Here is a 26,615-nt window from a genome sequence, read left to right as displayed (position 1 = left end):
GGTCAGTCAGCGCCCTGCTTCGATTGGCACAAGTTGCTGTTGCGGTAGGCCGAGACGTAGTCGTCGAAGTTGGCCTGCGGCGCGGCTTCCATCTCGGCCTGTTCGGCCAGCGAGACGGCGGCCAGGCCGTCGAAGTAGGCAGCTTCCTCGGCGCTCGGCGGATGGCTGCGGAAGTAGGCCGCATGCTGTTCGCTTTGCGCCAGCGCGAAGGCATTGAACGATTTGCCGTGCGCGTCCAGCGCCGCCAGTACCTTGGCCGATGGCGTCAGTGTCGGGTCGTTCAGCTTCAGCGACTGCGCCGCCAGGGCGTCGCCGTGGATGCTGTCGCCGCGCAGTGTATCCAGCAAGGCGGCGGCGGGACGGATGCGTTCCAGCAGGTCGGCGCCCCATATCGGCAGCGGCACTTCGGCGTCGCCATTGTGCAGCGTCAAGCCCGGACGGCGGCCTTCCTTGACGGTGCGGGCAAAGTTCTCGGTGTAGCGCGCGCTTTGCTCGGGCGTGATCTGCGGGCTTTCTTCCAGTGCGCAGAACAGCAGGAAGGCGTCGAGGAAGCGGCCGGCCGTTTCGCTGATGCCGACCGGTTCAAACGGGTCGACGTCCATGCAGCGCACTTCGATGTACTGCACGCCGCGCGCGCACAGCGCCTGGATCGGTCGTTCGCCGGTCTGGATCACGCGCTTGGGACGGATGGTGGAGTAGTACTCGTTTTCGATCTGCAGCACGTTGGTGCTCAGCTGTATCCATTCGCCGTCGCGCTTGGTGCCCAGCTTGGCGTACGGTTCGTACGGCTGGTTGACGGCCTTGGTCAGCGCCGCCACGTAGCTGTCGAGACAGTTCTCGTGCGGGCTCAGGCCCGACTGCGCGTCGTTCTGGTAGCCGAGGTCGCTCATACGCAGGCTGGTGGCGTACGGCAGGTACAGCGTGTCGGCCGACAGCGTTTGCAGCTTGTGCGGACGGCCGCGCAGGAAGCCGGACGACAGCACCGGCGAGGCGCCGAACAGATACATCAGCAGCCAGCTGTAGCGGCGGAAGTTGCGGATGGTGGCCAGGTAGGCTTCCGACTGGAAGGCGCGCGGCGTCAGGCGCTTACCGTCGGGCTGTTCTTTGGCTTCATGCTCGGCCAGCACGCGCCACAGGCGTTCGTCCAGCGAGTAGTTGTAATGGATGCCGGCGATGCACTGCATCGCCTTGCCATAACGCAGCGCCAGGCCGCGCCGGTAGACATGCTTGAGCGTGCCCAGGTTGGAGGTGCCGTACCAGGCGATCTCGATGTCTTCCTCGGCCGGCAGCGTGCACGGCATCGACTGGCTCCACAGCAGTTCGTTGCCCAGCTTGCTGTAGGCGTAACGGTGGATGCCGTCCAGCTTGGCGAGGGTGACGCCAATATCTTTTTCAGCCGGGGTGATGAATTCCAGCAGCGTCTCGGCGTAATCGGTGGTGATTTGCGGATGCGTCAATGCCGACCCCAGTGCCCCCGGATGCGGCGTGTGCGCCAGATGGCCGGCGCGGTCCACGCGCAAGGTCTCCCGCTCGATGCCCCGCAGCCCGCCCGCCAGCACGGCGCGGTGTTTTTCTTCGGCCAGCAAGGCCAGGCGTCGTGTCAAAAGAGTTGGCAATTTGAAATCCTTTCTGGTGCAGCTAATAAATTATTGGTGCAGAGAGTAACCGATATTGGCTGAACTCGCCGAAAGGCGGCAAGAAGAGCATTTTAACAAAAAGCGCTGCTTTTTCTTTGTGCGGCAAGCGACCTCCGCATTTGCCACACCGGACAGAACGTTTGGCAAACAGGAAAATTTTGTAATCCATTTGAAGCTACTCATAATCAGTTATCGGCAAGAATGATGCGGAGAAGCAATATGAGCAGCCCCAATCGAACCTATAGCTCAGTGCTATTCATCGACGCCAGCGTGGTCAATGCCGACGCGCTAGCAGCCGGCGTTGCCGATGATGTGCTGGTCGTGAAACTGGCTTCATGGCGCGATGGCGTCGAGCAAATCGCCACCGTGCTGCGTAACTATGAAGGCCTGGACAGCATCCAGATCGTGTCGCACGGCGCGGCCGGCCAATTGCAACTCGGTAACACCATACTCGACAGCGCACACCTGGAGGATTATCAGGTAGCCGTGCGCGAATGGGGCGCCGCCCTGTCCGATGACGGCGACCTGCTGCTGTTCGGTTGCGACGTGGCCGCCGGCGTGACCGGCCAGAGCTTTGTCGAGGCGCTGGCCTTTGTCAGCGGCGCCGACGTGGCGGCCTCGACCGATATCACCGGCGTGCATGGCAACTGGGACCTGGAATACCACAGCGGCGCCATCGAGGCCGCTTCCGCGTTGACCGCCGCCGCCGAACAGGCCTATGCCGGCGACCTGGCGCTGGTTAACAATGGCAGCAACGGCACCATCACTTTCACCACCAACCTCAATGTCACGCTGCTCAACGCCACCGGGCTGGCGGCCGGCACCGTGGTGCACGTCGACAACATCCTCGGCCTCGGCCTGGACCTGTACGCCCAGAGCACCAACGGCGGCGGCGTGCAGGTGGTAAATGTCAACGGCAGCAACCTGATTGGCATTCCGCTCAGCGACGACCGCCTGACCGTCAACGGCTCGCTGCTATCGCCGGTCAGCTACGTCGACCTGCGCGCCAACAGCGGCGTGTTCGACGCCGTCAGCCTCAACCTGGGCAGCGGCAGCCTGCTGGGCAACCTGCTGGGGACGGTGATCTACACGGTCTACGCACTGGACGCCAATTACCAGCCAACCGGCGTCGGCGTTTCGCTGACCAGCTTGCTTGTCAATGAATACGGCCTGCTGAATTTCGATTCGATGGCCAACTTCAAGGGCATCTACGGCATCCGCATCGTCAACCCGCTGGGCTTTGAGGTGGCGATCGACGATTTGCAGATCGCCAATGCGCGCGCCGCCAACAGCATCACCTCGGCCGCCTACAACGCCGGCAACGGCGTGCTGAACCTGACGGCGGTCGGCATCCGCGCTGGCGACGCCATCGATCCGACCAAGCTGACCATCACCGGCGCCAATGGCGCCAGCTACACGCTGACCTCGTCCGTGGTCAGCGCCGGCAGCACCACGGCGGCCTCGATCACGCTGAACGCGGCCGACAAGCTGGCCCTCAACGGTCTGCTGAACAACAACGGCGCGGCCAGCGTCGACGGCACCACTTTCAACCTGGCGGCAGCCGCCAACTGGGACGGCAATCTCAGCAACGGCGTCGACCTGACCGGCAATCCGATTGCGGTGTCCAATGTGCAGCTGCCGACCATCAACTCGGCCAGCTACAACGCCGCCACCCATGTGCTGACGGTTACCGGTGCCAACCTGGTGGGCGTGGTCGGCGCCAACAACGACATCACCGTCGCCAAGCTGGGTCTGACCGGCGAGGGCGGCGCCACGCGCTTCCTGAACACCAGCAGCAATGTCGAGGTCAACAGTTCCACCTCGTTCTCGGTCACGCTGTCGGGGGCCGACATCGCGGCGGTCGAAGCGCTGCTGAACAAGAACGGCAGCATCTCGGCCGGCGGCACCGCCTATACCTTGTCGGCGGGCGATGACTGGAACAGCGTGATCGGCAATGCCAACACCGCTGTCAGCGCCGCCATCGTGGTGGTCAACAACACCAGCAACAGCCCGCCGACCATCACCGGCACGGCCACCGCTGGCGTCGGCGACAACGCCACCATCAAGCCGTTCTCCGGCGTGACCGTGGCCGATATCAACGGCGACAACGTCAGCATGACGATCAGCTTCAACGCCGCCAACGGCACGCTGAGCGGCGCCGGCCTGTCCGGCAGCAACGGCAGCTACACGCTGAGCGCCGCCACGCCGGCTGCGCTGACCGCCGCGCTGAAGGCGCTGACCTTCACGCCGACCGCCAACCAGGCGGCGGTGGGCGTCAACATCAACACCACGTTTACCATGGTGGCCACCGACGCCAACGGCGCCGCCGTTACCAATACTTCCACCGTCATCACTGCCACCTCGGTCAACGATGCGCCGGTGCTGGCCGGCACGGCGGCGGCGCAGAACGTCACCGCCGGCGGCACGCTGCATCCGTTCTCCGCCATCACACTGAGCGATCCGGATGTCGGCGCGTCGGTGATCGTCACCATTACGCCCGACAGCGCCGCCAAGGGCGCATTCACGCCGCCATCGCTGAGCGCGTCCGGTTTTGTCACCACCGATGGCGGCGTCACCTACACGCTGTCGTCGGCCGCGCCCGGCGCTGCGCAGGCAGCCTTGCAGGCGCTGATCTTCAAGAGCGCGGCCGGGATCAGCGCCACTACCACTTTCACGGTCTCGATCAACGACGGCAGCGTCATCGTCAGCAACAACGCCACCACCGTGGTGTCGGCGGTGCCGAGCGGCACCACCGCGCTGGGCGTGACGTTCTCGGCCGATACCGGCGTCAGCAATACCGACCTGATCACGCAGACCGCCGCGCAGAATATTACCGGCACCCTCAGCAGTGCGCTGCTGAGCAACGAGAAGGTCGAAGTTTCGCTCGACAACGGCAGCACCTGGGCCACCGCCACCGCCGCCACCGGCTCCACCAGCTGGGCGCTGAACGGCCAGACGCTGAACGGCTCCGGCACCTTGCAGGTGCGCGTGACCAACCCGGGCGGCAGCAGCACGCCGCTGAGCGCCAGCTATTCGATCGACAACACGGCGCCGACCACCACCTCGGCCAGCGTGGCGTTCTCGGCCGACACCGGCGTGCCGGGCGACCTGATCACCAAAACGGCGGCGCAAACCATCAGCGGCACGCTGAGCGCCAACCTGGGAACCGACGAGCATGTGGAAGTGTCGCTCAACAACGGCAGCACCTGGGTCACCGCCAGCGGCAGCAGCGGCAGCGCGGCCTGGTCGCTGGCCGGCCAGACCCTGACCGGCAGCAACACGCTGCAAGTGCGCGTGGTGGATGCGGCCGGCAACGCCGGCGCCGCCGCCAGCAGCGCCTACCAGCTGGATACCACCGCGCCGACGGTATCGCTGAGCAGCAACGTCAGCGTGCTGAAGAGCGGCGAGAGTGCGGTGATCACGCTGACCTTCAGCGAAACCCCGGATGGCCTGGCGCTCGGCGACCTGACCGCCAACGGCGGCACGCTGGCCAACCTGGTGGCCACCGCCAATCCGCGCGTGTACACGGTGGAATTCACGCCGAACGCCGGCCTCAGCGGTTTGCTGGGCAGTGTCACGCTGACCAACAACAGCTACACCGACCTGGCCGGCAACAACGGCAGCGGCGCCACCTCGTCGGCGATCTCGATCACCACGCTGGGGCCGAGCGTGGTCATCACCAGCGATGCGGCGACGCTGAAAACCGGCGAAACCGCCAACATCACGTTTACCTTCACCAGCGTGCCGAGCGGCTTTACCGCCAGCGATATCAGCGTCAGCGGCGGCGCCATCAGCGGCCTGACCAACCTGGGCGGCGGCATCTACACCGCGCTGTTCACGCCGGGCGCCAACGTCAGCGCGCCGGCCAGCATCACGGTCGCCAGCGGCAGCTATACCGACGGCCTGGGCAACCTGGGCGGCAGCGGCGTGACGCCGGTGATCCTGGTCGATACCAAGGCGCCGACGCTGGTCATCACCAGCGACCTGGCCTCGCTCAATGCCGGCAGCGTGGCCAACATCACCTTCACCTTCAGCGAAGTGCCGCTGGGCTTCGTCGCCGGCGACGTGGCGGTCAGCGGCGGCGTGCTGAGCGGCTTCACGGCCACCCCCAATCCGCTGGTGTACACGGCGGTGTTCACGCCGTCGGCCGGCATCGCCAGCGGCGCGGCCAGCATTACGGTGGCCGGCGGCAGCTATACCGACCTGATCGGCAACAGCGGCACGGCCGGGCCGTCGCCGTCGGTCAGTATCGACACGGTGGCGCCGACCACCACCGGCGCCAGCTTCAGCTTCTCCAGCGATACCGGCGTCAGCAGCACCGACCTGATCACGCGCACTGCGGCGCAGACCGTCAGCGGCACGCTGAACGCGGCACTGGTGTCGGGTGAAACGGTGCAGGTGTCGCTCGACAACGGCGTCACGTGGAGCAATGCCGGCAGCAGTGTCGGCAGCGCCAGCTGGAGCCTGGCCGGCATCACGCTGACCGGCAGCAACACGGTGCAGGTGCGCGTCAACGATGCCGCTGGCAACCACGGTGCCACCGCTGGCGCCGCCTATGTGCTGGACACCACCGCCCCTACGGTATTGGCCACCAGCGATCTCGGTGCGTTGCGCGCCGGCCAGAGCGCCACCCTGACCTTCACCTTCAGCGAAGCGCCGTCCAACTTCAGCGCCTCGTCACTGACCGTCACCGGCGGCAGCATCAGCGGCCTGGCCGCCACCGGCAATCCGCTGGTGTACACCGCTACCTTCACGCCGGCCGCCGGCCAGCTGGGCGTGACCGCCACCGTGCAGGTCAACGCCGGCGGCTATATCGACGCCGCCGGCAACAACGGCCAGGCCAGCCTGACGGTGCCGATCGCCATCAACACCACGCTGCCGTCGCTGCTGATCACCGCCGACGATGTCGCCCTCAAGTCGGGCGAGGCGGCCACGCTGACCTTCACTTTCAGCACGCCGCCGACCGGTTTCACCAGCGGCGATATCATCTACAACAATGGTTCGCTGAGCGGCTTTACCGCCACCGCCAATCCGCTGGTGTACACGGCGGTGTTCACGCCCAACACCGGCGTCGGCAGCGGCACGGCCGACATCAGCGTCGGCGCCGGCGCCTACACCGACGCCTTCGGCAACAGCGGCAGCGGCGCCAGCGGCCCGGTGATCAATATCGATACGCTGGCGCCCACCGTGGCCATCACCAGCAACGTGACGGCGGTCAAGGCTGGCGAGACCGCCACCGTGACCTTCACCTTCAGCGAACTACCGGTCGGGTTTACCGCCGGCGACGTGGTCACCGCCGGCGGCACGCTGAGCGGGCTGGCGGTGACCGCCAATCCGCTGGTCTACACCGCCACCTTTACGCCGACCGCCGGCATCCAGAACACGGCGGCCAGCATCACCATCGCCGCCGGCGCCTTCGCCGATGCGGCCGGCAACGCGGCCGGCGGTGCGCTGACGCCGCCGATCGCCATCGATACGCAGGCGCCGACCGCCATCGCCAACACCGTGGTGTTCTCGGCCGACAGCGGCAGCAGCGGCACCGACCTGATCACCAACGCCAGCGCCCAGACCATCAGCGGCACGCTGGCCACGTCGCTGGGCGGCGGCGAGTATGTTGAAGTGTCGCTGGACAATGGCGCCAGCTGGACGACCGCCACCGGCGCCGGCAGCGCCTGGTCGCTGGCCGGCCAGACTTTGACCGCCAGCGACACGCTGAAAGTGCGCGTGTCCGACGCCGCCGGCAATCACGGCGCCGCCTACTCGGTCAGCTACGTGCTGGATACTACGCCGCCGACCGCCACCATCAGCAGCAATGTCGCCGCCGTCAAGATCGGCGAGACCGCCACCATCACCTTCACCTTCAGCGAGGCGCCGAGCGGCTTCGCCCTGAGCGACATCGGCGCCACCAACGGCGTGCTGAGCAACTTGACCGCGACCGCCAATCCGCTGGTGTACACCGCCACCTACACGCCGGCGGTGGGCGTCAACGGCGTCACCGACAACATTACCCTGACCGCCGGCAGCTATACCGACAAGGCCGGCAACGCCGGCGGCGGCGCCAGCTCGCCCGGCATCAGCGTCGATACCCAGGCGCCGACCACCAGTGGCGCCAGCGTGGTGTTTTCCGCCGACAGCGGCGCGGCCGACCTGGTCACCAATGTGGCCGCGCAAAACCTCAGCGGCACGCTCAGCGCCAATCTGCTGGGCGGCGAGACGGTGGAAGTCTCGCTCAACAACGGCCTCACCTGGATCTCGGCCAGTGCCAGCGCCGGCAGCAACGGCTGGAGCCTGGCAGGGCAAACGCTGACCACCGGTGCCGGCCATAATATTCAAGTGCGCGTCAGCGATGCCGCCGGCAACCACGGCGCCGCCTACAGCGCCGCCTACACGCTGGACCAGACGGCGCCGACGCTGGCGATCAGTACCAGCAAATCGGTGCTGAACAGCGCCGACGCGCCGCTGATCACCTTTACCTTCAGCGAAGCGCCGGTGGGCTTCAGCGCCGCCAGCGTCACGGTCAGCGGCGGCACGCTGACCGGCTTTGCCGCCACCGCCAATCCGCTGGTGTACACCGCGGTGTTTACGCCGACCGCCGGGCAGGCGGCTGGCGTCGGCTCGGTGACGGTGGCGTCTGGCGCCTACACCGACCTGGCCGGCAACAACGGCCAGGCCGGGGCCACGCCGACCATCACCTATGCCACCGTGGCGCCGGGCGTGGCCATCCTCAGCGACGTGAGCGCGCTGAAGGCCGGCGATACCGCCAACATCACCTTCAAGTTCAGCAGCGCGCCGACCGGCTTCGACTTCACCGACGTCCTGGTCAGCGGCGGCACGCTCAGCGCCCTGAGCACCACCGCCGATCCACTGGTCTACACGGCGGTGTTCAGCGTAGCCGCCGGCGTGGCCAGCGGCAGCGGCGCCATCAGCGTGATCGGCGGCAGCTATACCGACACCCTGGGCAACCTGGGCGTGGGCGGCAGCATGGCGGCCATCGCCATCGACACGCTGGCGCCATCGCTGGCGATCAGCAGCAGCCAAGGTGTGCTGAACAGCAGCGGCACGGCCGTCATCACCTTTACCTTCAGCGAGACGCCGGCCGCGTTCTCGCTGGGCGACATCAGCGCCACCAACGGCACCGTCAGCAACCTGGTGCAGACCGCCAATCCGCTGGTGTACACCGCCGTGTTCACGCCGGCCGCCAATGTGGCCGGCGCCAGCGCGGTGGTCAGCGTGGCGGCCGGCGCCTATGCTGACCTGGCCGGCAATGGCGGCAACGCCGGCGTCTCGCCCGGCATCAGCATCGACACGCTGGCGCCGTTGCTGGGTAGCGGCAGCGTGCTGTTCTCGGCCGACACCGGCAGCAGCAGCGTCGACCTGATCACCCGCACCGCCGCGCAAAACATCGCCGGCACGCTGAACGGCGGCGTGCTGGCGGCCGGCGACATCGTCGAAGTTTCGCTCAACAACGGCGTCAGCTGGACCACGGCCAGCAGCACGGTGGGCGGCAGTTCGTGGGCGTTGTTCGGCCAGACGCTGAACAGCAACGGCACGCTGCAGGTGCGCGTCAGCGACGCCAACGGCAACCATGGCACGGTCGGCATCCACAACTACACGCTGGACACCACCGCACCGACGGTGGTCGTCAGCAGCGATACCAGCACCCTCAAGGTCGGCCAGAGCGCCACCATCAGCTTTACCTTCAGCGAAGCGCCGTCCGGCTTCACGCTGGGCGACCTGATCGCCACCGGTGGCGCGCTGACCGGCTTCACCGCGACCGCCAATCCGCTGGTGTACACGGTGGTGCTGACGCCGACGCCGGGTTTCAACGGCAGCGCCAGCGTCACGCTGGGTAACAACCTGTACACCGACACCGCCGGCAACGATGGCAGCGGCGGCAGCTCGCCATCGATCAGCGTCGACACGCTGGCGCCGACCTTGTCCATCACCAGCAGCGCCAGCGCGCTCAAGGTGGGCGAAACGGCCACCGTCACCTTCACCTTCAGCGATGCGCCGACCGGCTTCGCGCTGGGCAGCATCAGCGCCAGCAACGGCACCCTGAGCGGCCTGAGCGCCACCAGCAATCCGCTGGTGTACACCGCCACCTTCACGCCGGGCGCCGGCATCGCCAGCGCCAACGCCGTCATCAGCGTGGCCGGCAGCGTGTATGCCGACGCCGCCGGCAACACCGGCGCCAATGTCAGCAGCGCGCCGATCGCGCTCGACACGCTGGCGCCGACCGCCAATGTGCTGGCGCTCAGCTTCTCGGCCGACAACGGCCCCAGCAATAGCGATCTGGTCACCAACGCCGTGTCGCAAATCATCAGCGGCACGCTGAACGCGCCGGTAGGCGCCGGCGAATTTGTGCAGGTGTCGCTGGACAATGGCGCCACCTGGCTGAACGCGGTGACCCCGGCGCCCGGCCAGTGGGCGTTGCTGCCGCAGCTGCTGACCGGCAGCGGCACGCTGCAGGTGCGGGTCAGCGACGCCGCCGGCAACCATGGTTCGGTGTTCTCGGCCGGCTATGTGCTGGACCTGGTGGCGCCGACCATGGTCATCACCAGCAATGCCAGCACGCTCAAGGCCGGCGAGTCGGCCACGCTGACGTTTACCTTCAGCGAGGCGCCGAGCGGGTTTGCGGTGGGCGACCTGGTGGCCCTCAACGGCACGCTGAGCAACTTCAACGCCATCAATCCGCTGGTCTACACGGTGCAGCTGACGCCCACTGCCGGGCTGTCCGGCGTGGGCGCCGGCGTCACGCTGGCGGCCGGTCTGTACACCGATCTGGCCGGTAATGCCGGCGGCGGCGCCGTTTCGCCCCTGATCACGCTCGATACCGCGCCGCCGGCGCTGCAGATCACCAGCAGCGCCGCCAGCCTGAAGATCGGCGAATCGGCCACCGTCACCTTTACCTTCAGCGAGCTGCCAATCGGCTTCACGCTGGGCGACATCACGGTGGCCGGCGGTACCCTGAGCGGTTTCGGCCTGACCGCCAATCCGCTGGTGTACACCGCGCTGTTCACGCCGACGCCGGGCGTGAGCGCCGGCAGCGGCACCATCGTGGTCAGTGCCGGCAGCTTCCTCGACGCCGCCGGCAATGCCGGCCTGGCGGCCGCCATCACGCCGATCACCTACAGCACTCAGGCGCCCAACACCGGCATCGCCACGGTGGAATTCAGCGTCGATACCGGCGTCAGCAACACCGACCTGATCACCAGCAGTCCGGTGCAGACCATACGCGGCACGCTGGACGCCAATGTGCAGGCCGGTGATAGCGTGGAAGTCTCGGTGGACAATGGCGCCAGCTGGACCACTGCGGTGGCACCGGTGGGCGGCGTCAACTGGGCACTGGGAACGCCGGTGTTCCTGAGCGGCAGTGGCACACTGCAGGTGCGCGTGACCGACGGCGCCGGCAATCACGGCGCCGCCTACTCGGCCGCGTATGTGCTGGACACCACGCCGCCAACGATGGCCATCAGCAGCAACGCCGCCGCCCTCAAGGCCGGCGAGAGCGCCACGCTGACCTTCACTTTCAGCGAAGCGCCGCAGGGCTTCGTCACCGGCGACATCGTGCTGCCGCCCGGCAGCGGCAGCATCAGCGGCTTTACCGTCACTGCCAATCCGCTGGTGTATACCGCGCAGTTTACGCCGGCGGCCGGCTATAGTCTGCCGGCTGCGGTCTCGGTGCTGACCGGCAGCTATACCGACACTGCCGGCAACGCTGGCAGCGGCGCCGTCAGCAGTCCGATCAGCATTGACGCGGCGCCGCCGACGCTGCTGATCAGCAGCAGCCTGGCGTCGCTGAAGCTGGGCGACGCGGCGCTGATCACCTTTACCTTCAATGAGGCGCCGCTGGGCTTTGCCGCCGGCGACGTCACCGCCACCGGCGGCACACTGAGCGGCTTCACCGCCACTGCCAATCCGCTGGTCTACACGGCGGTGTTCACGCCGACGCCTGGCCTCAACGCCGGCAGCGCGGTGATCAGCGTGGCGCCGAATGTCTACAGCGACCTGGCCGGCAATGGCGGGCTGGGCGCCAGCACGCCGTCGCTCAGTCTGGATACGCTGCCGCCGCTGTCGGCTGCCATCGGCACCCCGGTGTTCAGCAACGACACCGGCGTCGTTGGCGACCTGATCACTTCCAATCCGACGCAGACGGTCAGCGGCGCGCTGTCGGCGCCGCCGGGCGCCGGCGAATCGGTGCAGGTGTCGTTCGATAATGGCAGCACCTGGAATACCGCCACCATCAACGGCAGCAACTGGAGCGTGGCGCATACGCTGACCGCCAGTGGCGTGCTGCAGGTACGCGTGATCGACGCGGCCGGCAATTACAGCGCGCCGACCAGCACGCCGTATGTGTTCGACCAGAGCGCGCCAACGGTGGTCATCAGCAGCAATGTGGCGGTGGCCAACGGCGTGGAGCCGGCCATCATCACCTTCACCTTCTCCGAAGCGCCGTTGGGCTTTAGCAGCAGCAATGTGACGGTAGGCGGCGGCACGCTGGGCACGCTGACGCCGACCAGCAATCCGCTGGTCTATACCGCCACCTTCACGCCGACCACTGGCGTCGCCGCCGGCAGCGCCACCATCAGCGTCAGCGGCTACACCGACGTTGCCGGCAACACCGGCGGGGGCGCCGCGATTCCGTCGCTGCAGATCGACACCGTGGCGCCGACGGCGGCGGCCAGCGGCGGCATCGCCTTCTCCGACGACAGCGGCGCCGGCGGCGATCTGATCACCAATAACCCGACGCAGACGCTGAGCGGCACGCTGAGCGCGCCGCTGGCGGCCGGCGACGTGGTGCAGGTCTCGGTCGACAGCGGTGTGACCTGGCACCTGGCGACGGTTAACGGCACCACCTGGTTGCTGGCGAGCACGCTGGTGCCCGGCACCCGCACGCTGATGGTGCGGGTGGCCGATGCGGCCGGCAACGTCAGCGCCACCCACACCGCGCAATACACGCTGGACATCACCGCGCCGACCGTCACGCTGAGCAGCAGCGCCACCACGGTCGGGCAGGGCGGCAGTACCACCATCACCCTGACGCTGAGCGATCCCGGCGTGCTGACCGCGGCCGACCTGGTGGTGACCGGCGGCGTCGTCAGCGGCTTCAGCGGCAGCGGCACCACTTACACGGTGGTGATCACGCCGCCGGCCAACAGCACCACGCCAATCACGGTCAATCTCGGCGGCGGTTTGTTCAGCGACGCCGCCAACAACGCCAACACGCCGGCGACGCCGCTGGTGGTGAGCGTCAACACCAACACGCCTGTCAATCCGGGCACGCCATCGACAGTGGACGGCGTGATGTTGACCACCGTGACCGGCATCGACAGCCGCACCGGCCTGCCGTCGCGCACCATCAGCGTGCCGACCGTTACCGCCACGCGGCCGGAAGACAGCAGCACCGAGCATGCCAACCTGGCCGACATCCCGATCGGGATTGCCGCCAGCGGCGGTAATCCGGGTACCAGCCTGGTGGTCAGTTTGCCGGTAGGGGTAGGTTTCGAGGCGGCCGGGCCAGCATCGCTGCTGAGCGGCAGCATGGCGCTGACCGACCTGATCGGCCGCATCGACGACCACACGGCAGCCGGCCAGGCCACCCGGGTGGCAATGGAGGCGCAGGCGCAGGAATTCCTGGCCGGCCTCGGCGCCAAGGTGCAGCTGCAGCACGCCACGCTGACCATGAGCGCGGCGCCGAACACCGCCAATGGTGTGGTGATCATCGACGGCAGCGACCTGGCGCCCGCCGGTGGCAATCCCCAGCATGACACCACGCCGGACAATACCGCCACCGCGCTGGTGATTGACGCCCACGCGCTGGCGCAGGGCATCGGCCTGCAGTTGGATAATGTGCAGTTTGCCGCCGTCATCGGCCAGGCGACGATCCTGGGTGGCGCCGGCGCCAACTTCTTCATCGGCGACGGTGCGGCGCAGCGCTTCGTGCTGACCACCGGCAGCGACAACGACACGCTGTACGGCAACGGCGGCGACGACATCCTGATCACTGCGGCCGGCAACGATTATCTGGACGGCGGCGATGGCGCCGACCAGCTGGCCGGCGGCGCCGGCAACGATGCGCTGCATGGCGGCACCGGCAACGACGTCCTGCAGGGGGGCCGCAGCGACGCCGGCCTGTGGGAGTTCTACCTGAAGGGCGGCAAGGTGGTCGGCATCCACCAGACCGCGTTGGCCAACGCCACCGCTACCGAGACATTGACGGCGGCCGAGCTCAATCAGGGCGAGGCCATCCTCAAGTTTGCCGGCACCAACGCCGTCAAGCTGGACATGCTGTCGCTGATGTACCACGCCGCTTTCGACCGCGTGCCGGATCTGCCGGGCCTGAATTTCTGGGTGCAGTACAACCTCAGCGTGCAACAGCAGGCGCAAAGCATACTCGAAGCAGACGAGGCGGTGCACGGCATCATGACCCTCAGCAACCACGACTATGTGGCCACGCTGCTGCACAACGCACTTGGCATCACGCCGGACGCCGCAGCACTGACGCCTTACCTGGCGCGGCTGGACGCAGCCGCCAGCGGCGATCTGGCCACCCGCGCCGGGGTGTTTGCCGACATCGCCCTGAGCAGTGCACACCGTGCTGCCTACGACACCGGCAACGGTCTGGGGCTGGGCCGCGAACTGCTGACGCAGGAGCAGGGCTGGATTGCCAACTCGGGCGATGACCGTCTGGACGGCGGCGCCGGTAACGACCTGCTGGTGGGGGGCGACGGCACCGATACGGTGGTCTACAACGCTGACGCCAGCCAGTACAGCGTGTTGCTGAGCAAGGCGGGCGACGTCATGCTGAGCGGCGCCGATAGCGGCACCGACACCATCCGCCAGATCGAGCTGGGCGAATTCAACGGCGTCACGCGCGACCTCAGCTTCACTCAGGCGGGTGCCGGCACAATGCAGGAACTAGGCATGTTGTATCACCTGACGCTGGGTCGCGCGGGTGACCTGGACGGCTTCCTGTACTGGCTGGGCAGCGGTTTGCAGGGAGGTACGCTGGGGAATGGCTTCATTTATTCGACTGAATTCCAGAGCAGCCATGGCGGTATTGACGATCTCGCCTTCATTAATCTGATGTACCACAATGCGGGTCTGCAGGCCGATGGCGCCACTGTGGCCAAGTGGGACGCGTATCTGGAAACGCACAACCAGGGCGAACTGGCGGTGCAGTTGGCGCATGATATTACGCTGGTAGGCAGCCAGTTCGGCACTAACGGCATGAGCCTGGTGGGTAGCTTGTAAGTTGGCATTCTGAACGCTGTGGCAGCGGTTTTGCCGGAGGACGGACTCGACAATTTGAAAAAAAACGGCGGCATAATGGGGCGCTAGTTCCTGACCAGGGGGCGCACCATTCTTGCCTTGACCACAACCGAACAAGCACGGCCGGGCATCCTGATCGTCGATGACGAACGGGAGGAATTACGCTTCCTGACCGATTTGCTGCGCCGCCAGCTGTACCACGTGCGCACCGCCAGCGACGGCATGGCGGGATATCAGGCGGCGTTGGCGTCGCCGCCGGACCTGATCCTGCTCGATGTACGCATGCCGGGCATGGACGGCTTTGCCGCCTGCCGGCTGTTGAAGGCCAATCCGGTGACCCGGCCGATCCCGGTGATCTTCCTCAGCGCCCTGGACGAGCCGGACGAGCGCGTGGCCGGGCTGGCCATGGGCGGCGTTGATTTCGTCGCCAAGCCCTATCATCCGGCCGAAGTGTTCGCGCGCGTGCGCATCCACCTGGAGCTGGCCGGGCTGCGCAAGGCCGGACCGCCGCCACCGCCTGCTGCGGCGGACGCGCCGCACGATCCGGACGAAGTGGTGGCGATGGCCGCCATGCGCCTGATCAACGACAACCTGGGTGCGCCGCTGACGCTGGCCGGCATCGCCCGCGCGCTGGGCACCCATGAGAAGCGGCTGTCGCAGGCATTTCGCCGCCACGCCGGCATGACGGTGTTCACCTACTTGGGCGAGGCGCGCATCCGGCGCGGCCGCCAGCTGCTGGCCGATACTGATTTGAGCGTGCAGCAGATCGCCGAGCAGACCGGCTTTAGCAGCGCCGCCAATTTCGCCACCGCCTTCCGTGAACAGGCAGGCGCCACGCCCAGCGCGTACCGCCTGGGGATACGCCAGCATGGGCCGATGGCCGAAAATCAGCAGGCATTGCCGTTCGACGTCCAGCAGGATTCGCCACCGTGAGCGACGCCGAGCGCGACGCCGCCCGCATCCGCGCCCGCCTGCTGGCGGCCTTGCACCACGATTTGCGGGCGCCACTGGCGCGCATCGCCACCCGCGCCAGCACCGGCTTTGCCGACTTGCCGGCGCTGGAGGACGAAGCGCGGCGCCAGCTGGAATGGCTGTCCGACTTGCAGGAGTGCGCGCGCTTTGAATTGCAAGCGCCCGAACTGACGCCGGCGCCGGCTTATCTGCACGCCTTGATGCGCCACGTGTCGCACGACGGCGCCGGCCTGCCGGCGCTGGCGCTGCTGGATGCGCGCCGCCTGGGGCAGGTGCTGGCGCGGCTGCGCGACCACTCGGCCGGCCAGCTGGCGTTGCGCGCGCAGTGCACTGGCAACGAGGTGCGCATGCAGTTCCAGTCCGGCGAACAGGACGGCCTCTGGCACGACTTTAACGGCACGCTGGCGGACGAACGCATCCTGCCCGGGGTGATGGTGGCGGCGCACCTGGTGCGCGCCATGGGCGGCGTTTTACAGCACAGCGGTGGTGGCTTGCGGTTTGAGGTCGGCGCGGCGCTGGCGCAGGAACAGGATGCGATGCCGCCGACCCCGCATTTCGACTGGCCGGAACCGTTCGGCGCCGGCCACGCCATCCTGCTGCTGGAGTCGCACCAGCCGATGCAGGATTACCTCAGCGAGATCCTGGAGAGCGCCGAGTTCGACGTGCAATACGAGCCGCAGGACCGCGAACCGGCGCTGATCCTGTGCGCAGACGAGAGTGTGTGGGAGATCTGGCCGCGCGAGGATGCGCCGCCGGTGCTGCTGCACGGCCTGCTGCCGCCGCAGCGGCCGATGGATTTTGTCGAGGTGCTGTACAAGCCGGCGCCGCCGGCCATGCTGCTGTCGGCCTTGCGCCGGCGCTTGCAGATCAGGCTTTGATTAGCCTGGCAGCTTGCCGCCGCTGACGCGTTCGATGCCGGCCAGGTCCTGCCAGCTTTGCACCTCGCTGTAGCCGGCCGCCGCGAGCAGCGCGCGCACCGCTTGCGCCTGATCATAGCCGTGTTCCATCAGCAGCCAGCCTTGCGGTTTCAGGTGCGGCGACGCGCCGGCGATGATGGTGCGCAGCGCCGACAGGCCGTCGGCGTGATCGGTCAGCGCGCCGACCGGTTCGAAGCGCAGATCGCCTTCGGACAGGTGATGGTCGCCGCTGGCGATGTAGGGCGGGTTGGAGGCGATGACGTCGAACGGTGCGGCGCCTTGCAGTTCCCTGTACCAGTCGCTTTGCAGGAAGGTGACGCGGGCGTTGTTGTTGGCGGCGTTGCGCTGCGCCACGGCCAGCGCGTCGGCGCTGACATCCAGCGCGGTGACGTCGGCATCGCGCCGCGTGTGGGCCACCGAGACGGCGATGGCGCCGCTGCCGGTGCCCATGTCCAGCACGCGGCCGTTGCGCGGCGTGCGGTCCAGCGTCAGTTCGACCAGCAGTTCGGTGTCGGGACGGGGAATCAGCACGGCGTTGCTGACGTCGAACGGCAGGCCGAAAAATTCGCGCTGGCCGACGATGTAGGCGATCGGTTCGCCGTCCAGGCGGCGCTGCACCAGGGCGGCGAAGCGCTGCGCTTCTTCTTCGGTGAGTTCACGTTCCGACTGGGTAATCAGCGCGATGCGGTTGACGCCCAGCGCGTGGCACAACAGCACGCGGTTATCCAGTGGATCGAGCGCGGACTGGCGTTGCAGGGAGCCGATGGTGCTGGTCATTTTGCGCGGCGGATCAAGACCCAGGCCAGCGCCAGCGTGAACAGCGCAAACCACAGGAACGACCACTGTGGAATCGACAGGCCGAACCATGGCGCCAGCGCGTCTTCGCACAGGCCGTCGGCCTTGAACAGGAACGGCAGGTAGGTGGCGGTAGGGATTTTGTTGAGGAAGGTCTCGACCGGATCGATGCCGCACGACAGGCCGGGATGGGCCAGGATCCACAAGTGCTTGCCGGCGGTATAGAGACCGCCCAGCGCGGCCAGCAGGCTGACGCCGGCCAGCGCCTTCGGCTTGCTGGTGTAAGCACCGATCAGCGCAAACACGCCGATGGCGAGGAACAGGTAGCGCTGGATCACGCACAGCGGGCAAGGCAGCATGTCCAGCCCGTGCTGCAGGTACAGGGCGACGCCGATCAGGCCGAAGGCGGCGAGGGCGATGGACAGCAGCAGGGAGCGGGTATGTATCATGAGGTGGTCCGGTCAGGGGTAATGCGCGCAATTTTCGCACAATGTTGCTTGTTAGGCCTTAGACGGCTCTTAATTCCACCCCGCAGCCCGCATGCCGGGGTCTGACCCCCGTACGGGGTCAGACCCCTTTTTGCCTAGGGGTTAATTATCGCCCAGCGCCGCCAGCAGTTCGGCCTGGTGCTCGGCGATCAGCGCGTTGGTCATCTCGGTCAGGTCGCCGTCCATGATGAAGTCCAGCTTGTACAGCGTCAGGTTGATGCGGTGGTCGGTCATGCGGCCTTGCGGGTAGTTGTAAGTGCGGATGCGCTCGCTGCGATCGCCGGAGCCGATCAGGCTCTTGCGGGTGGCGGCTTCCTTGGCCTGCGCCTCGCGCAGCTGCACGTCCTTGATGCGGGTGGCCAGCACCTTCATCGCCTGCGCCTTGTTCTTGTGCTGCGAACGGTCGTCCTGGCACTCCACCACAATCCCGGTCGGCAAGTGGGTGATGCGCACGGCGGAATCGGTCTTGTTGATGTGCTGGCCGCCGGCGCCCGAGGCGCGGTAGGTGTCGATCCGCAGTTCGGACGGATTGATGTTGACGTCTTCCACCTCGTCGGCTTCCGGCATCACCGCCACGGTGCAGGCCGAGGTGTGGATGCGGCCCTGGGTTTCGGTGGCCGGCACGCGCTGCACGCGGTGGCCGCCGGATTCGAATTTCAGCTTTGAGTACACGCCGTTGCCGACCAGGCGCACGATCACCTCGCGGTAGCCGCCCAGGTCCGAGGCCGATTCCGACACCATCTCTACCTGCCAGCGCTGGCGCTCGGCGAAGCGGGTGTACATGCGCAGCAGGTCGCCGGCGAACAGCGCCGATTCGTCGCCGCCGGTGCCGGCGCGGATTTCCAGGAAGATGTTGCGTTCGTCGTTGGCGTCCTTCGGCAGCAGCATTTTTTGCAGCTCGACGTCGAGTTCGGCGGTGCGGGTCTTGGCGGACTCGATTTCTTCCTGCGCGAAGTCCTTCATGTCCGGATCGGCCAGCATTTCTTCGGCGGCGGCGATGTCGCCCAGCGCTTCCTGATAGGACTTGTAGACCGCCACCAGCGGGCCGATTTCGGCGTGCTCGCGGGTCATCTTGCGGTAGCTATCCATGTTATCGGTAGCACCTTGGGACATCAGCAATTCATCGAGTTCGACCAGGCGGTTCGCCAGTTGGTCAAGCTTGGCCAGCATGGATGGTTTCATAGCGTATTCTGTGAGAGTGAAGCAGGCGCCGCATGGCGCGGCGAGGGGAGAGCGGGGACGCGGGCCGCAAGCGGGAGCCGCTAACGGCGGCCGCGGAACATCTGTGGCAGCAGCTCTGCCAGCTGGGCGCGTTCATCGCCCTGGGCATGGCGCAGCGCTTGCTGTGGGCCGTGCATGAACTTGGCGGTCAGGCCGCGCGACAGGGCTTCCAGCACGGTGTCGATGTCTTCGCCCTTGGCCAGCATCTTGCGGGCGCGTTCCAGTTCCAGCAGGCGCAGCGCTTCGCCGTTTTCCTGCAGGCTCTGGATCACCGGCACCACGGCGCGGTCGTCGACCCAATGCATGAAGGACTGCACGCGGGTTTCGATGATGGCTTCGGCCTGGGCGACGGCGGCCTGGCGGCTTTCCAGGCCGGTCTGCACCACTTTGCCGAGATCGTCGACGGTGTACAGGAAGGCGTCGTTGAGGCGCGCCACTTCCGGTTCGATATCGCGCGGCACGGCCAGGTCGACCATGAACATCGGCTTGTGGCGGCGGGCCTTGATGGCGCGCTCCACCATGCCGAGGCCGATCAGCGGCAGCGACGAGGCGGTGCAGGAAATCACGATGTCGTACTGGTGCAGCTTGTCCTGCAAATCGGCCAGGCGGATGGCGCGGCCGCCGAAGCGGTGCGCCAGCAGCTCGCCGCGGTCCAGCGTGCGGTTGGCGATGGTGATGCTTTTCGGATTCTGCGCCGCGAAGTGGGTGGCGCACAGCTCGATCATTTCGCCGGCGCCGATGAACAGCACATTCTGCTCGGCGATCTTGTCAAAGATGCGCTGCGACAGGCGCACCGCAGCGGCGGCCATCGACACGCTGTGCGCGCCGATTTCGGTGGTGCTGCGCACTTCCTTGGCCACCGAGAACGAGCGCTGGAACAGCTGGTGCAGATAGGTGCCGAGGCCGCCCGCTTCATCGGCGGTGCGGATGGCGTCCTTGATCTGGCCGAGGATCTGGGTCTCGCCCAGCACCATCGAATCGAGCCCGGAGGCGACGCGGAAGGTGTGGCGGACGGCGTCGTGCTGCGGCAGCATATACAGGTGCGGGCGCAGTTCGGCGTAGTTCAGCTTGTGGAAATCGGCGAGGAAATGGGCGCCGGCGTCGAGCGGGTCGGGCACGGTGCTGGCGGCGTACAACTCGGTGCGGTTGCAGGTCGACAGGATCGCCGCCTCGTCGCCGCCACGATGGTCGATGCGCTCGAACCACGACCGCGCCGCCACCACCGCCTGCCCCAATTGCTCAGGGGCGAACGCCAGCTGCTCGCGGAGCGAGACCGGTGCGGTGTTGTGGTTGAGGCCGACGGCAAGCAGCTGCATTTCGGGTCCAGACTGATAATTATGCGGTCATTATACCCCTACTGCCAGCATGTTGCCCGTGGGACTGCCTAATGCTATAGCAGTCCCCTTGCTATCGATCAGGCGCCGAGTTTTTCCAGGCGGTAACCGTAGCTGTAGACCGGGACCAGGCGGAAGCCGTTTTCTGGTTTGAGTTGCAATTTATTGCGGACGCGCGAAACGTGGGTGTCCATGGTCCGCGACGGCACGGCGGTTTCGCGTATCCACACCGCTTCGTGGATGTAGGCGCGCGACAAAGGACGGCCGATGTTGCGGAAAAATAACAGTGCCAGATAGAACTCTTTGTGGGTTACATCCAACACAATGCCGTCCATCAGCAGGCGCCCTGGGCGGGTTTCAAACACGTACTGACCGAATTGCAGTTGTTCGGCGCCGTTTTGCGCCGGGTAGGCGCGGCGCAGCAGGGCTTGCACGCGCGCCACCATTTCGCTGCGGCGCAGCGGTTTGATCATGTAATCGTCGGCGCCGGCCGCCAGGCCGGCCACGATGTCGTCCTCGCCCGAGCTGGTGGTCAGGAACAGCACCGGCGCGTTGTCCGGCAGCTTTTCCTTGGCGCGGCGCAGGACTTCGGCGCCGCCCAGGTCGACCACTTGCCAGTCGAGAATCATCATGTCATAGCTGTCCTTGCGCAACTGCGCCAGCACGTCTTTGGCGGTCTGGAAACTATGACAGATGTGGCCGGCTGCGGTGAGCACCTGGCAAATGAGTTCGGCTTGACTGCGATCGTTGTCGAGTACGGCAATTCTCATACTGTTGCCTGCTGGTAAATGTTAAGGAGAAGTCACGTCAAATATAACAGAGATTCACAAATAGATTAGCAAAAAGGCTAAAAATATTTTCTTTCGACACTATCAATAATTTCTTGGCAACGCTTGTTTTCACTGAGCCGACCCGCATCTTGATTACACGGTACACTGGAAAAACCCTGAATTCAATGCAGAAGTTGAAAAATGGCAAGAACTTACAGTGAAGGCCAGGAGGTGTGATGAGCGGCAAAAAAGACACAAATTGGGCACTGGTACCGGTCTCGGAACGCGACATCGCGGCGGTGCGCGAACGCTGCCGCCAGCTGGTGCGGCGGCGGGCGATGCTGTCGGCCGGCGTGTCGGCGGTGCCGATTCCCGGGCTCGACGTGGTGTCGGACTTGCGCCTGTTCGCGCTGCTGATTGACGACATCAACCAGGAGTTCGGCCTGTCCGAACAACAGATCGAGCGCATGCAGCCGAAGTTCCGGCTGATTGCCTACGAGGCGGCGATTGGCGTCGGCGGCATGCTGGTGGGAAAACTGGTGACGCGGGAAGTGGTCCTGCAGGTGTTGCGCCGCACCGGTTTCAAGGCGGTGGCGCGCCAGGCCAGCAAGCTGGTGCCGCTGGCGGGACAGCTGGCGTCGGCCGGCATCGGCTTTTTCGCCTTCCGCCAGATCGGCTACCAGCACGTGGAGGCCTGCGCTAAGGTGGCGCAGGAGTTGCTGTCGGCCGGCGTGCACCGGCCGGCGTAATTACGCGTCCGGCAGCACCACGTTCACATCGAGGACTTCCAGGTTGCCCTGGCGGTCCAGCGAAATCTTGATGTCGTCGGCGTTGACCTTGGTGTACTTGGAGATCACCTCGATCAGTTCCTTGTGCAGCGCCGGCAGGAAGTCCGGACCGGCGCGGCCGCTGCGCTCACGCGCGATGATGATCTGCAACCGTTCCTTGGCCGCAGTCGCGGTTTTTGGTTTAGGCGGAAACAGGAAGGAAAGCAGTGCCATGATTACTTGCTCCCGAAGATACGCTGCAGCAGGCCCGGCTTTTCATAGGTGGTAAAGCGCAACGGCAGTTCCTGGCCGAGGAAGCGCGCCACCACATCTTCGTAGGCTTCCGCAACGTCGGTGCCCTTGAAGTGAATCGCCGGGTTACCCTGGTTCGAAGCATGCAGCACCTGTTCCGATTCCGGAATGATGCCGATCAGTGGAATACGCAAAATTTCTTGCACGTCCTGGTACGACAGCATCTCGTCCGCTTCCACGCGTTTCGGCGAGTAGCGGGTGATCAGCAGGTGTTCCTTGACCGGCTCGCCGCCGGTCTGGGCGCGGCGCGACTTGGCCTGGATGATGCCGAGGATGCGGTCCGAGTCACGCACCGACGATACTTCCGGATTGGTGACGATGATGGCTTCGTCGGCGAAGGTCAGCGCCATCAGCGCGCCATGCTCGATACCGGCCGGCGAATCGCAGATGATGAATTCGAAGCCCATGTTGATCAGTTCGTGCAGCACGACTTCCACGCCGTCTTCTGACAGCGCATCCTTGTCGCGCGTCTGCGACGCCGGCAGGATAAACAGGTTGTCGCAGTGTTTGTCCTTGATCAGAGCCTGGGTCAGCGTTGCCTCTTTATTGATCACGTTGATCAGGTCGTACACCACGCGGCGTTCGCAGCCCATGATCAGGTCGAGATTGCGCAGGCCGACGTCGAAGTCGATGACTGCGGTCTTGTGGCCGCGCATGGCCAGGCCGGTGGAGAAACTGGCGCTGGAGGTGGTTTTACCGACACCGCCCTTGCCGGACGTTACAACAATAATTCTTGCCACGAATAATCCTTTTCAGAGAGGGGTGCGTCAAGCGCGGTTAGCCGTATTGACAGATGATATATCGATTCTGTCACCTACCAGGCGAATTTGCGTCGGCGAGCGTGCATATTCCTGGGGGAAACCGTCTTCAAACGTGCTGTAGACGCCGGCGATGGAGACCAGCTCCGGCGACATGTTCAATGCAAAAATGCGGGCCTGGGCATTGCCCGAGGCGCCGGCCAGCGCGCGGCCGTTGAGGGTGTTGTACACGTGGATGCTGCCGTCGGCGATGATTTCGGCGCCGTTGTTGACCACGGCGGTGACCACCAGGTCGCAGCCGCGCGCGTAAATGCGCTGGCCGGCGCGCACCGGGGTGTCGATGATCATGACGTCGGTGCCGTTGCTGGCTGGCGCCGGCGGCTGGGCCTGGGCGGCAGCGACGGCTACCGGGGCTGATGCTTGGGCCGGGGCCGGCTCGGCGGGTGCAGCTTCTTCACGCGGTTTGGCGCCGGCGGTTTCCAGGCTGAGGCCATGGGCGGCGATTTCGGCCGCCATTTCCGGCGGCGCGTTGCGCACGGCGACCGGGTTCAGGCGGTATTTTTTCAGCAGGGTGATCAGGCCGGCCCAGTCGATCGGCTCACAGCCGGCCGGCAAGGCGGCGATGTCGATCACGGTCAGGTCGTCTTCGAAAAAGTCGGCGGTGCCGCCGGTCATTTCGGCCAGCGCGGCGTCGAGCGCGATGCGGTCAGCCGTGGCCAGGATGGCGGAGACGGCGACGACGGTGGAAATCTTGATTTCGATGGGCTTTTGAAACAGGCTCTTGGACATGGGCGACAGTATCAGGGGTTATCCCCGCGCGCATGCGCAGGCACCAGCATTCTACTGTGGAAAATGAGGAAAGTGGAGTCCTGGTGCGGGATTTCGCCCCGCACAGCGGCCTGCGCTGGGGTCTGACCCCGTACGGGGTCAGACCCCGCTGTACCGGGTTTTAATAGACGGCGCGTAGTTGGTGGGCGGCTGCCACCATATTCCGCAGCGCGCTTTCGGTTTCCGCCCAGCCGCGCGTCTTCAGGCCGCAGTCGGGGTTGACCCACAGGTTGGCCGGCGGGATCACCGCGCTGGCCTTGTGCAGCAGGCGCACCATCTCCTGCTGGTCCGGCACGCGCGGCGAGTGGATGTCGTACACGCCAGGGCCAATCTCGTTCGGGTAGCGGAACTGGCCGAAGCCGTTCAGCAGCTCCATGTCCGAGCGGCTGGTCTCGATGGTGATGACGTCGGCATCCATGGCGGCGATCTGCGGCAGGATGTCGTTGAACTCGGCATAGCACATATGGGTGTGGATCTGCGTCGCGTTGCCGACTGCGCTGGCCGACACGCGGAAGGCGTGCGTAGCCCAGTCCAGATACTCGGTCCAGCGGCTGCGGCGCAGCGGCAAGCCTTCGCGTACCGCCGGCTCGTCGATCTGGATGATGCCGATGCCGGCCTGTTCCAGGTCGGCCACTTCATCGCGGATGGTCAGCGCGATCTGCAGCGCGGTGCGGGCGCGCGGCTGGTCGTCGCGCACGAACGACCATTGCAGGATGGTGATGGGACCGGTCAGCATGCCTTTCATCGGTTTGCCGGTCAGGCTTTGCGCGTGCACGGTCCAGCTGACGGTCATGGCTTGCGGGCGGCTGACGTCGCCGTAGATGATGGGCGGCTTGACGCAGCGCGAACCGTAGGATTGGACCCAGCCGTGCTGGGTGAAGGCGAAGCCGGCCAGCTGTTCGCCGAAGTATTCGACCATGTCGTTGCGTTCGGCTTCGCCGTGAACCAGCACGTCGAGGCCGAGCGCTTCCTGGCGCTGCACGGCGTCGGCGATTTCCGCGCGCATCGCGGCTTCGTAGTCGGTCAGGCTGAGGTCGCCGCGTTTGAAGCTGGCGCGGGCGGCGCGGATGGCCGGCGTTTGCGGGAAGGAGCCGATGGTGGTGGTAGGGAAGTTGGGCAGCTGGAAGCGCGCGCGTTGTGCGGCCTGACGCTCGGCAAAGTGGGCGCGGCGCTGGTCGGCGCCGGCCGGCAGGTGTTCCAGGCGGTCGCGCACGGCTTGCTGGTGCACGCGCGGGCTGACGCGGCGGCTGGCGATGGCCGTGCGGGAAGTGGCCAGTGCGGTGTCTGCACCGGCGTCGGCGTGCAGCGCTTGCTTGAGTGTGTTCAGCTCCGCCAGTTTTTCGGTGGCGAAGGCCAGCCAGGAGCGGGTTTCCGCATCCAGCGCGGTTTCGGCGGCCAGCGTGAACGGCACGTGCAGCAGCGAGCAGGACGACGATAGCCACAGTTTGCCGGCACGTTTGTCGACGATCGGCTGGAGCACAGCCAGCGCGGCGTCGAGGTCGGTGCGCCAGATGTTGCGGCCGTCGACGATGCCGACCGATAGCACTTTGTGCACCGGCAGCCAGTCGGCGATGCTGGTCAGTTCCTGCGGCGCGCGGACGCCGTCCACGTGCAGGCCGGCCACCGGCAGGCGGCACGCCAGGCTGAGGTTTTCTTCCAGTGGCGAAAAGTAGGTGGCCAGCAGCAGCGGCACGCCGACCTGGTTCAGTTGCCAGTAACTGTTTTCAAAGGCGCTGCGCCATGGCGCGGGCAGGTCGAGGCCGAGGATGGGCTCGTCGATCTGGACCCATTGCACGCCCTGGGCTTTCAGGCGATCCAGGATCTGACCGTAGATGGGCAGCAGTTTGTCCAGCAGCGAGAGGCGGTCGAAGCCGTCGGTCTTGGTTTTGCCCAGCCACAGGAAGGTCAGCGGGCCGATCAGCGCGGCTTTGACGGCATGGCCCAGTGCCTGCGCTTCGGCGACTTCATCGAACAGGCGTTCACAGGCCAGCGTGAAGGCGGTTTCCGGCGTGAATTCAGGGACCAGGTAGTGGTAGTTGGTGTCGAACCACTTGGTCATTTCCAGCGCGGCGGCGGCGGGGAGGGCGTCGGTGTCGTGCGCGCCGCAACCGCAGCCGGCGTCGTGATCAGCTGAGCCGCTGCGGCCGCGCGCCATGGTGAAGTAGCGGCTCAGTTGCGGCTGGTCGGGCTGGAAGCCGTAGCGCGCCGGTTCGCAGCCGAGCAGCTGGATGTGGTTGGCCACCTGGTCGTAAAACGCGAAATCGCCGACCGTCACGAAATCCAGCCCGGCGTCGCGCTGCAAGGCCCAATGGCGCGCGCGCAGGTCGCGGCCCACGTCTTCCAGTTCGGCGTCGGACAACTCGCCGCGCCAGTTGCGTTCCAGTGCAAATTTCAATTCACGGGCGGCGCCGATGCGCGGGAAGCCTGGAATGTGAGTAGATATCGTTTTATTAGTGTTGGTCATGGTGCTGTCATCCGCATTTAATATTGGTGATATAAAGTGTGCGGCAAACCGGTCTATAATCAAAACGAAAGATTTTGTGC

At 66.0% G+C, this 26,615-nt stretch carries 14 protein-coding genes; 4 read left to right on the top strand and 10 right to left on the bottom strand.

Features of this window, described 5'->3' with window-relative positions; translation table 11 throughout:
- Window positions 1–2: 2 nt before the first annotated feature.
- Window positions 3–1,616 carry a glutamate--cysteine ligase gene (gene gshA, locus GTP69_RS11725; protein ID WP_161055071.1) on the bottom strand — a complete coding sequence of 538 codons (1,614 nt, stop codon included), beginning with the start codon at window positions 1,614–1,616 and terminating at the stop codon, window positions 3–5.
- Window positions 1,617–1,856: 240 nt separating this feature from the next.
- On the opposite strand from gshA, the gene GTP69_RS11720 reads away from it, so the two are divergent.
- The 3 genes from GTP69_RS11720 (at window position 1,857) to GTP69_RS11710 (ending at window position 16,759) form a co-directional block, all read left to right on the top strand.
- Window positions 1,857–14,891 carry an Ig-like domain-containing protein gene (locus GTP69_RS11720; protein ID WP_161055070.1) on the top strand — a complete coding sequence of 4,345 codons (13,035 nt, stop codon included), beginning with the start codon at window positions 1,857–1,859 and terminating at the stop codon, window positions 14,889–14,891.
- A 117-nt stretch (window positions 14,892–15,008) separates the two neighbouring features.
- Entirely contained in the window at window positions 15,009–15,842 is an 834-nt protein-coding gene (locus GTP69_RS11715) for a response regulator transcription factor (protein ID WP_202424386.1), read from the top strand.
- Window positions 15,839–16,759 carry a histidine kinase gene (locus tag GTP69_RS11710; protein ID WP_161055069.1) on the top strand — a complete coding sequence of 307 codons (921 nt, stop codon included), beginning with the start codon at window positions 15,839–15,841 and terminating at the stop codon, window positions 16,757–16,759. Before GTP69_RS11715 ends, GTP69_RS11710 begins: the two co-directional genes overlap by 4 nt.
- Here GTP69_RS11710 and prmC read toward each other — a convergent pair whose 3' ends face one another.
- From prmC to GTP69_RS11685, 5 genes are all read right to left on the bottom strand, one after another.
- Window positions 16,760–17,575 carry a peptide chain release factor N(5)-glutamine methyltransferase gene (prmC, locus tag GTP69_RS11705; RefSeq protein ID WP_161055068.1) on the bottom strand — a complete coding sequence of 272 codons (816 nt, stop codon included), beginning with the start codon at window positions 17,573–17,575 and terminating at the stop codon, window positions 16,760–16,762.
- The gene (locus GTP69_RS11700; protein WP_161055067.1) at window positions 17,572–18,042 is read right to left on the bottom strand and encodes a disulfide bond formation protein B; all 471 of its coding nucleotides are present in this window, start codon (window positions 18,040–18,042) and stop codon (window positions 17,572–17,574) included. The genes prmC and GTP69_RS11700 overlap by 4 nt, the downstream gene beginning before the upstream one ends.
- 141 nt (window positions 18,043–18,183) lie before the next feature.
- The gene (gene prfA, locus GTP69_RS11695; protein WP_161055066.1) at window positions 18,184–19,263 is read right to left on the bottom strand and encodes a peptide chain release factor 1; all 1,080 of its coding nucleotides are present in this window, start codon (window positions 19,261–19,263) and stop codon (window positions 18,184–18,186) included.
- A gap of 80 nt (window positions 19,264–19,343) precedes the next feature.
- Window positions 19,344–20,618 (bottom strand): glutamyl-tRNA reductase, encoded by a 1,275-nt coding sequence (gene hemA / locus GTP69_RS11690; RefSeq protein WP_161055065.1) that lies wholly within the window; start codon window positions 20,616–20,618, stop codon window positions 19,344–19,346.
- Between the two features lie 98 nt (window positions 20,619–20,716).
- The gene (locus GTP69_RS11685) at window positions 20,717–21,406 is read right to left on the bottom strand and encodes a response regulator transcription factor (protein ID WP_110846146.1); all 690 of its coding nucleotides are present in this window, start codon (window positions 21,404–21,406) and stop codon (window positions 20,717–20,719) included.
- A gap of 236 nt (window positions 21,407–21,642) precedes the next feature.
- Here GTP69_RS11685 and GTP69_RS11680 point away from each other — a divergent pair, with 236 nt between their 5' ends.
- The gene (locus GTP69_RS11680) at window positions 21,643–22,155 is read left to right on the top strand and encodes a hypothetical protein (RefSeq protein ID WP_161055064.1); all 513 of its coding nucleotides are present in this window, start codon (window positions 21,643–21,645) and stop codon (window positions 22,153–22,155) included.
- On the opposite strand, the gene minE is transcribed toward GTP69_RS11680, so the two are convergent.
- From minE to metE, 4 genes are all read right to left on the bottom strand, one after another.
- Window positions 22,156–22,407, bottom strand: a complete 252-nt coding sequence (minE, locus tag GTP69_RS11675) for a cell division topological specificity factor MinE (RefSeq protein ID WP_072782712.1) — start codon at window positions 22,405–22,407, stop codon at window positions 22,156–22,158. It abuts the gene before it with no gap.
- Between the two features lie 2 nt (window positions 22,408–22,409).
- Entirely contained in the window at window positions 22,410–23,225 is an 816-nt protein-coding gene (gene minD, locus GTP69_RS11670; RefSeq protein ID WP_110846148.1) for a septum site-determining protein MinD, read from the bottom strand.
- Window positions 23,226–23,252: 27 nt separating this feature from the next.
- Window positions 23,253–24,032, bottom strand: coding sequence for a septum site-determining protein MinC (gene minC, locus GTP69_RS11665; RefSeq protein WP_161055063.1), 780 nt, complete (start codon window positions 24,030–24,032; stop codon window positions 23,253–23,255).
- A 160-nt stretch (window positions 24,033–24,192) separates the two neighbouring features.
- Window positions 24,193–26,535 carry a 5-methyltetrahydropteroyltriglutamate--homocysteine S-methyltransferase gene (gene metE / locus GTP69_RS11660; RefSeq protein WP_161055062.1) on the bottom strand — a complete coding sequence of 781 codons (2,343 nt, stop codon included), beginning with the start codon at window positions 26,533–26,535 and terminating at the stop codon, window positions 24,193–24,195.
- Between the last annotated feature and the right edge of the window lie 80 nt (window positions 26,536–26,615).

The organism is Duganella levis (assembly GCF_009857605.1).
Taxonomy (GTDB): Bacteria; Pseudomonadota; Gammaproteobacteria; order Burkholderiales; family Burkholderiaceae_D; genus Rugamonas; species Rugamonas levis.
This window is presented reverse-complemented; position numbering and strand designations above follow the sequence as displayed.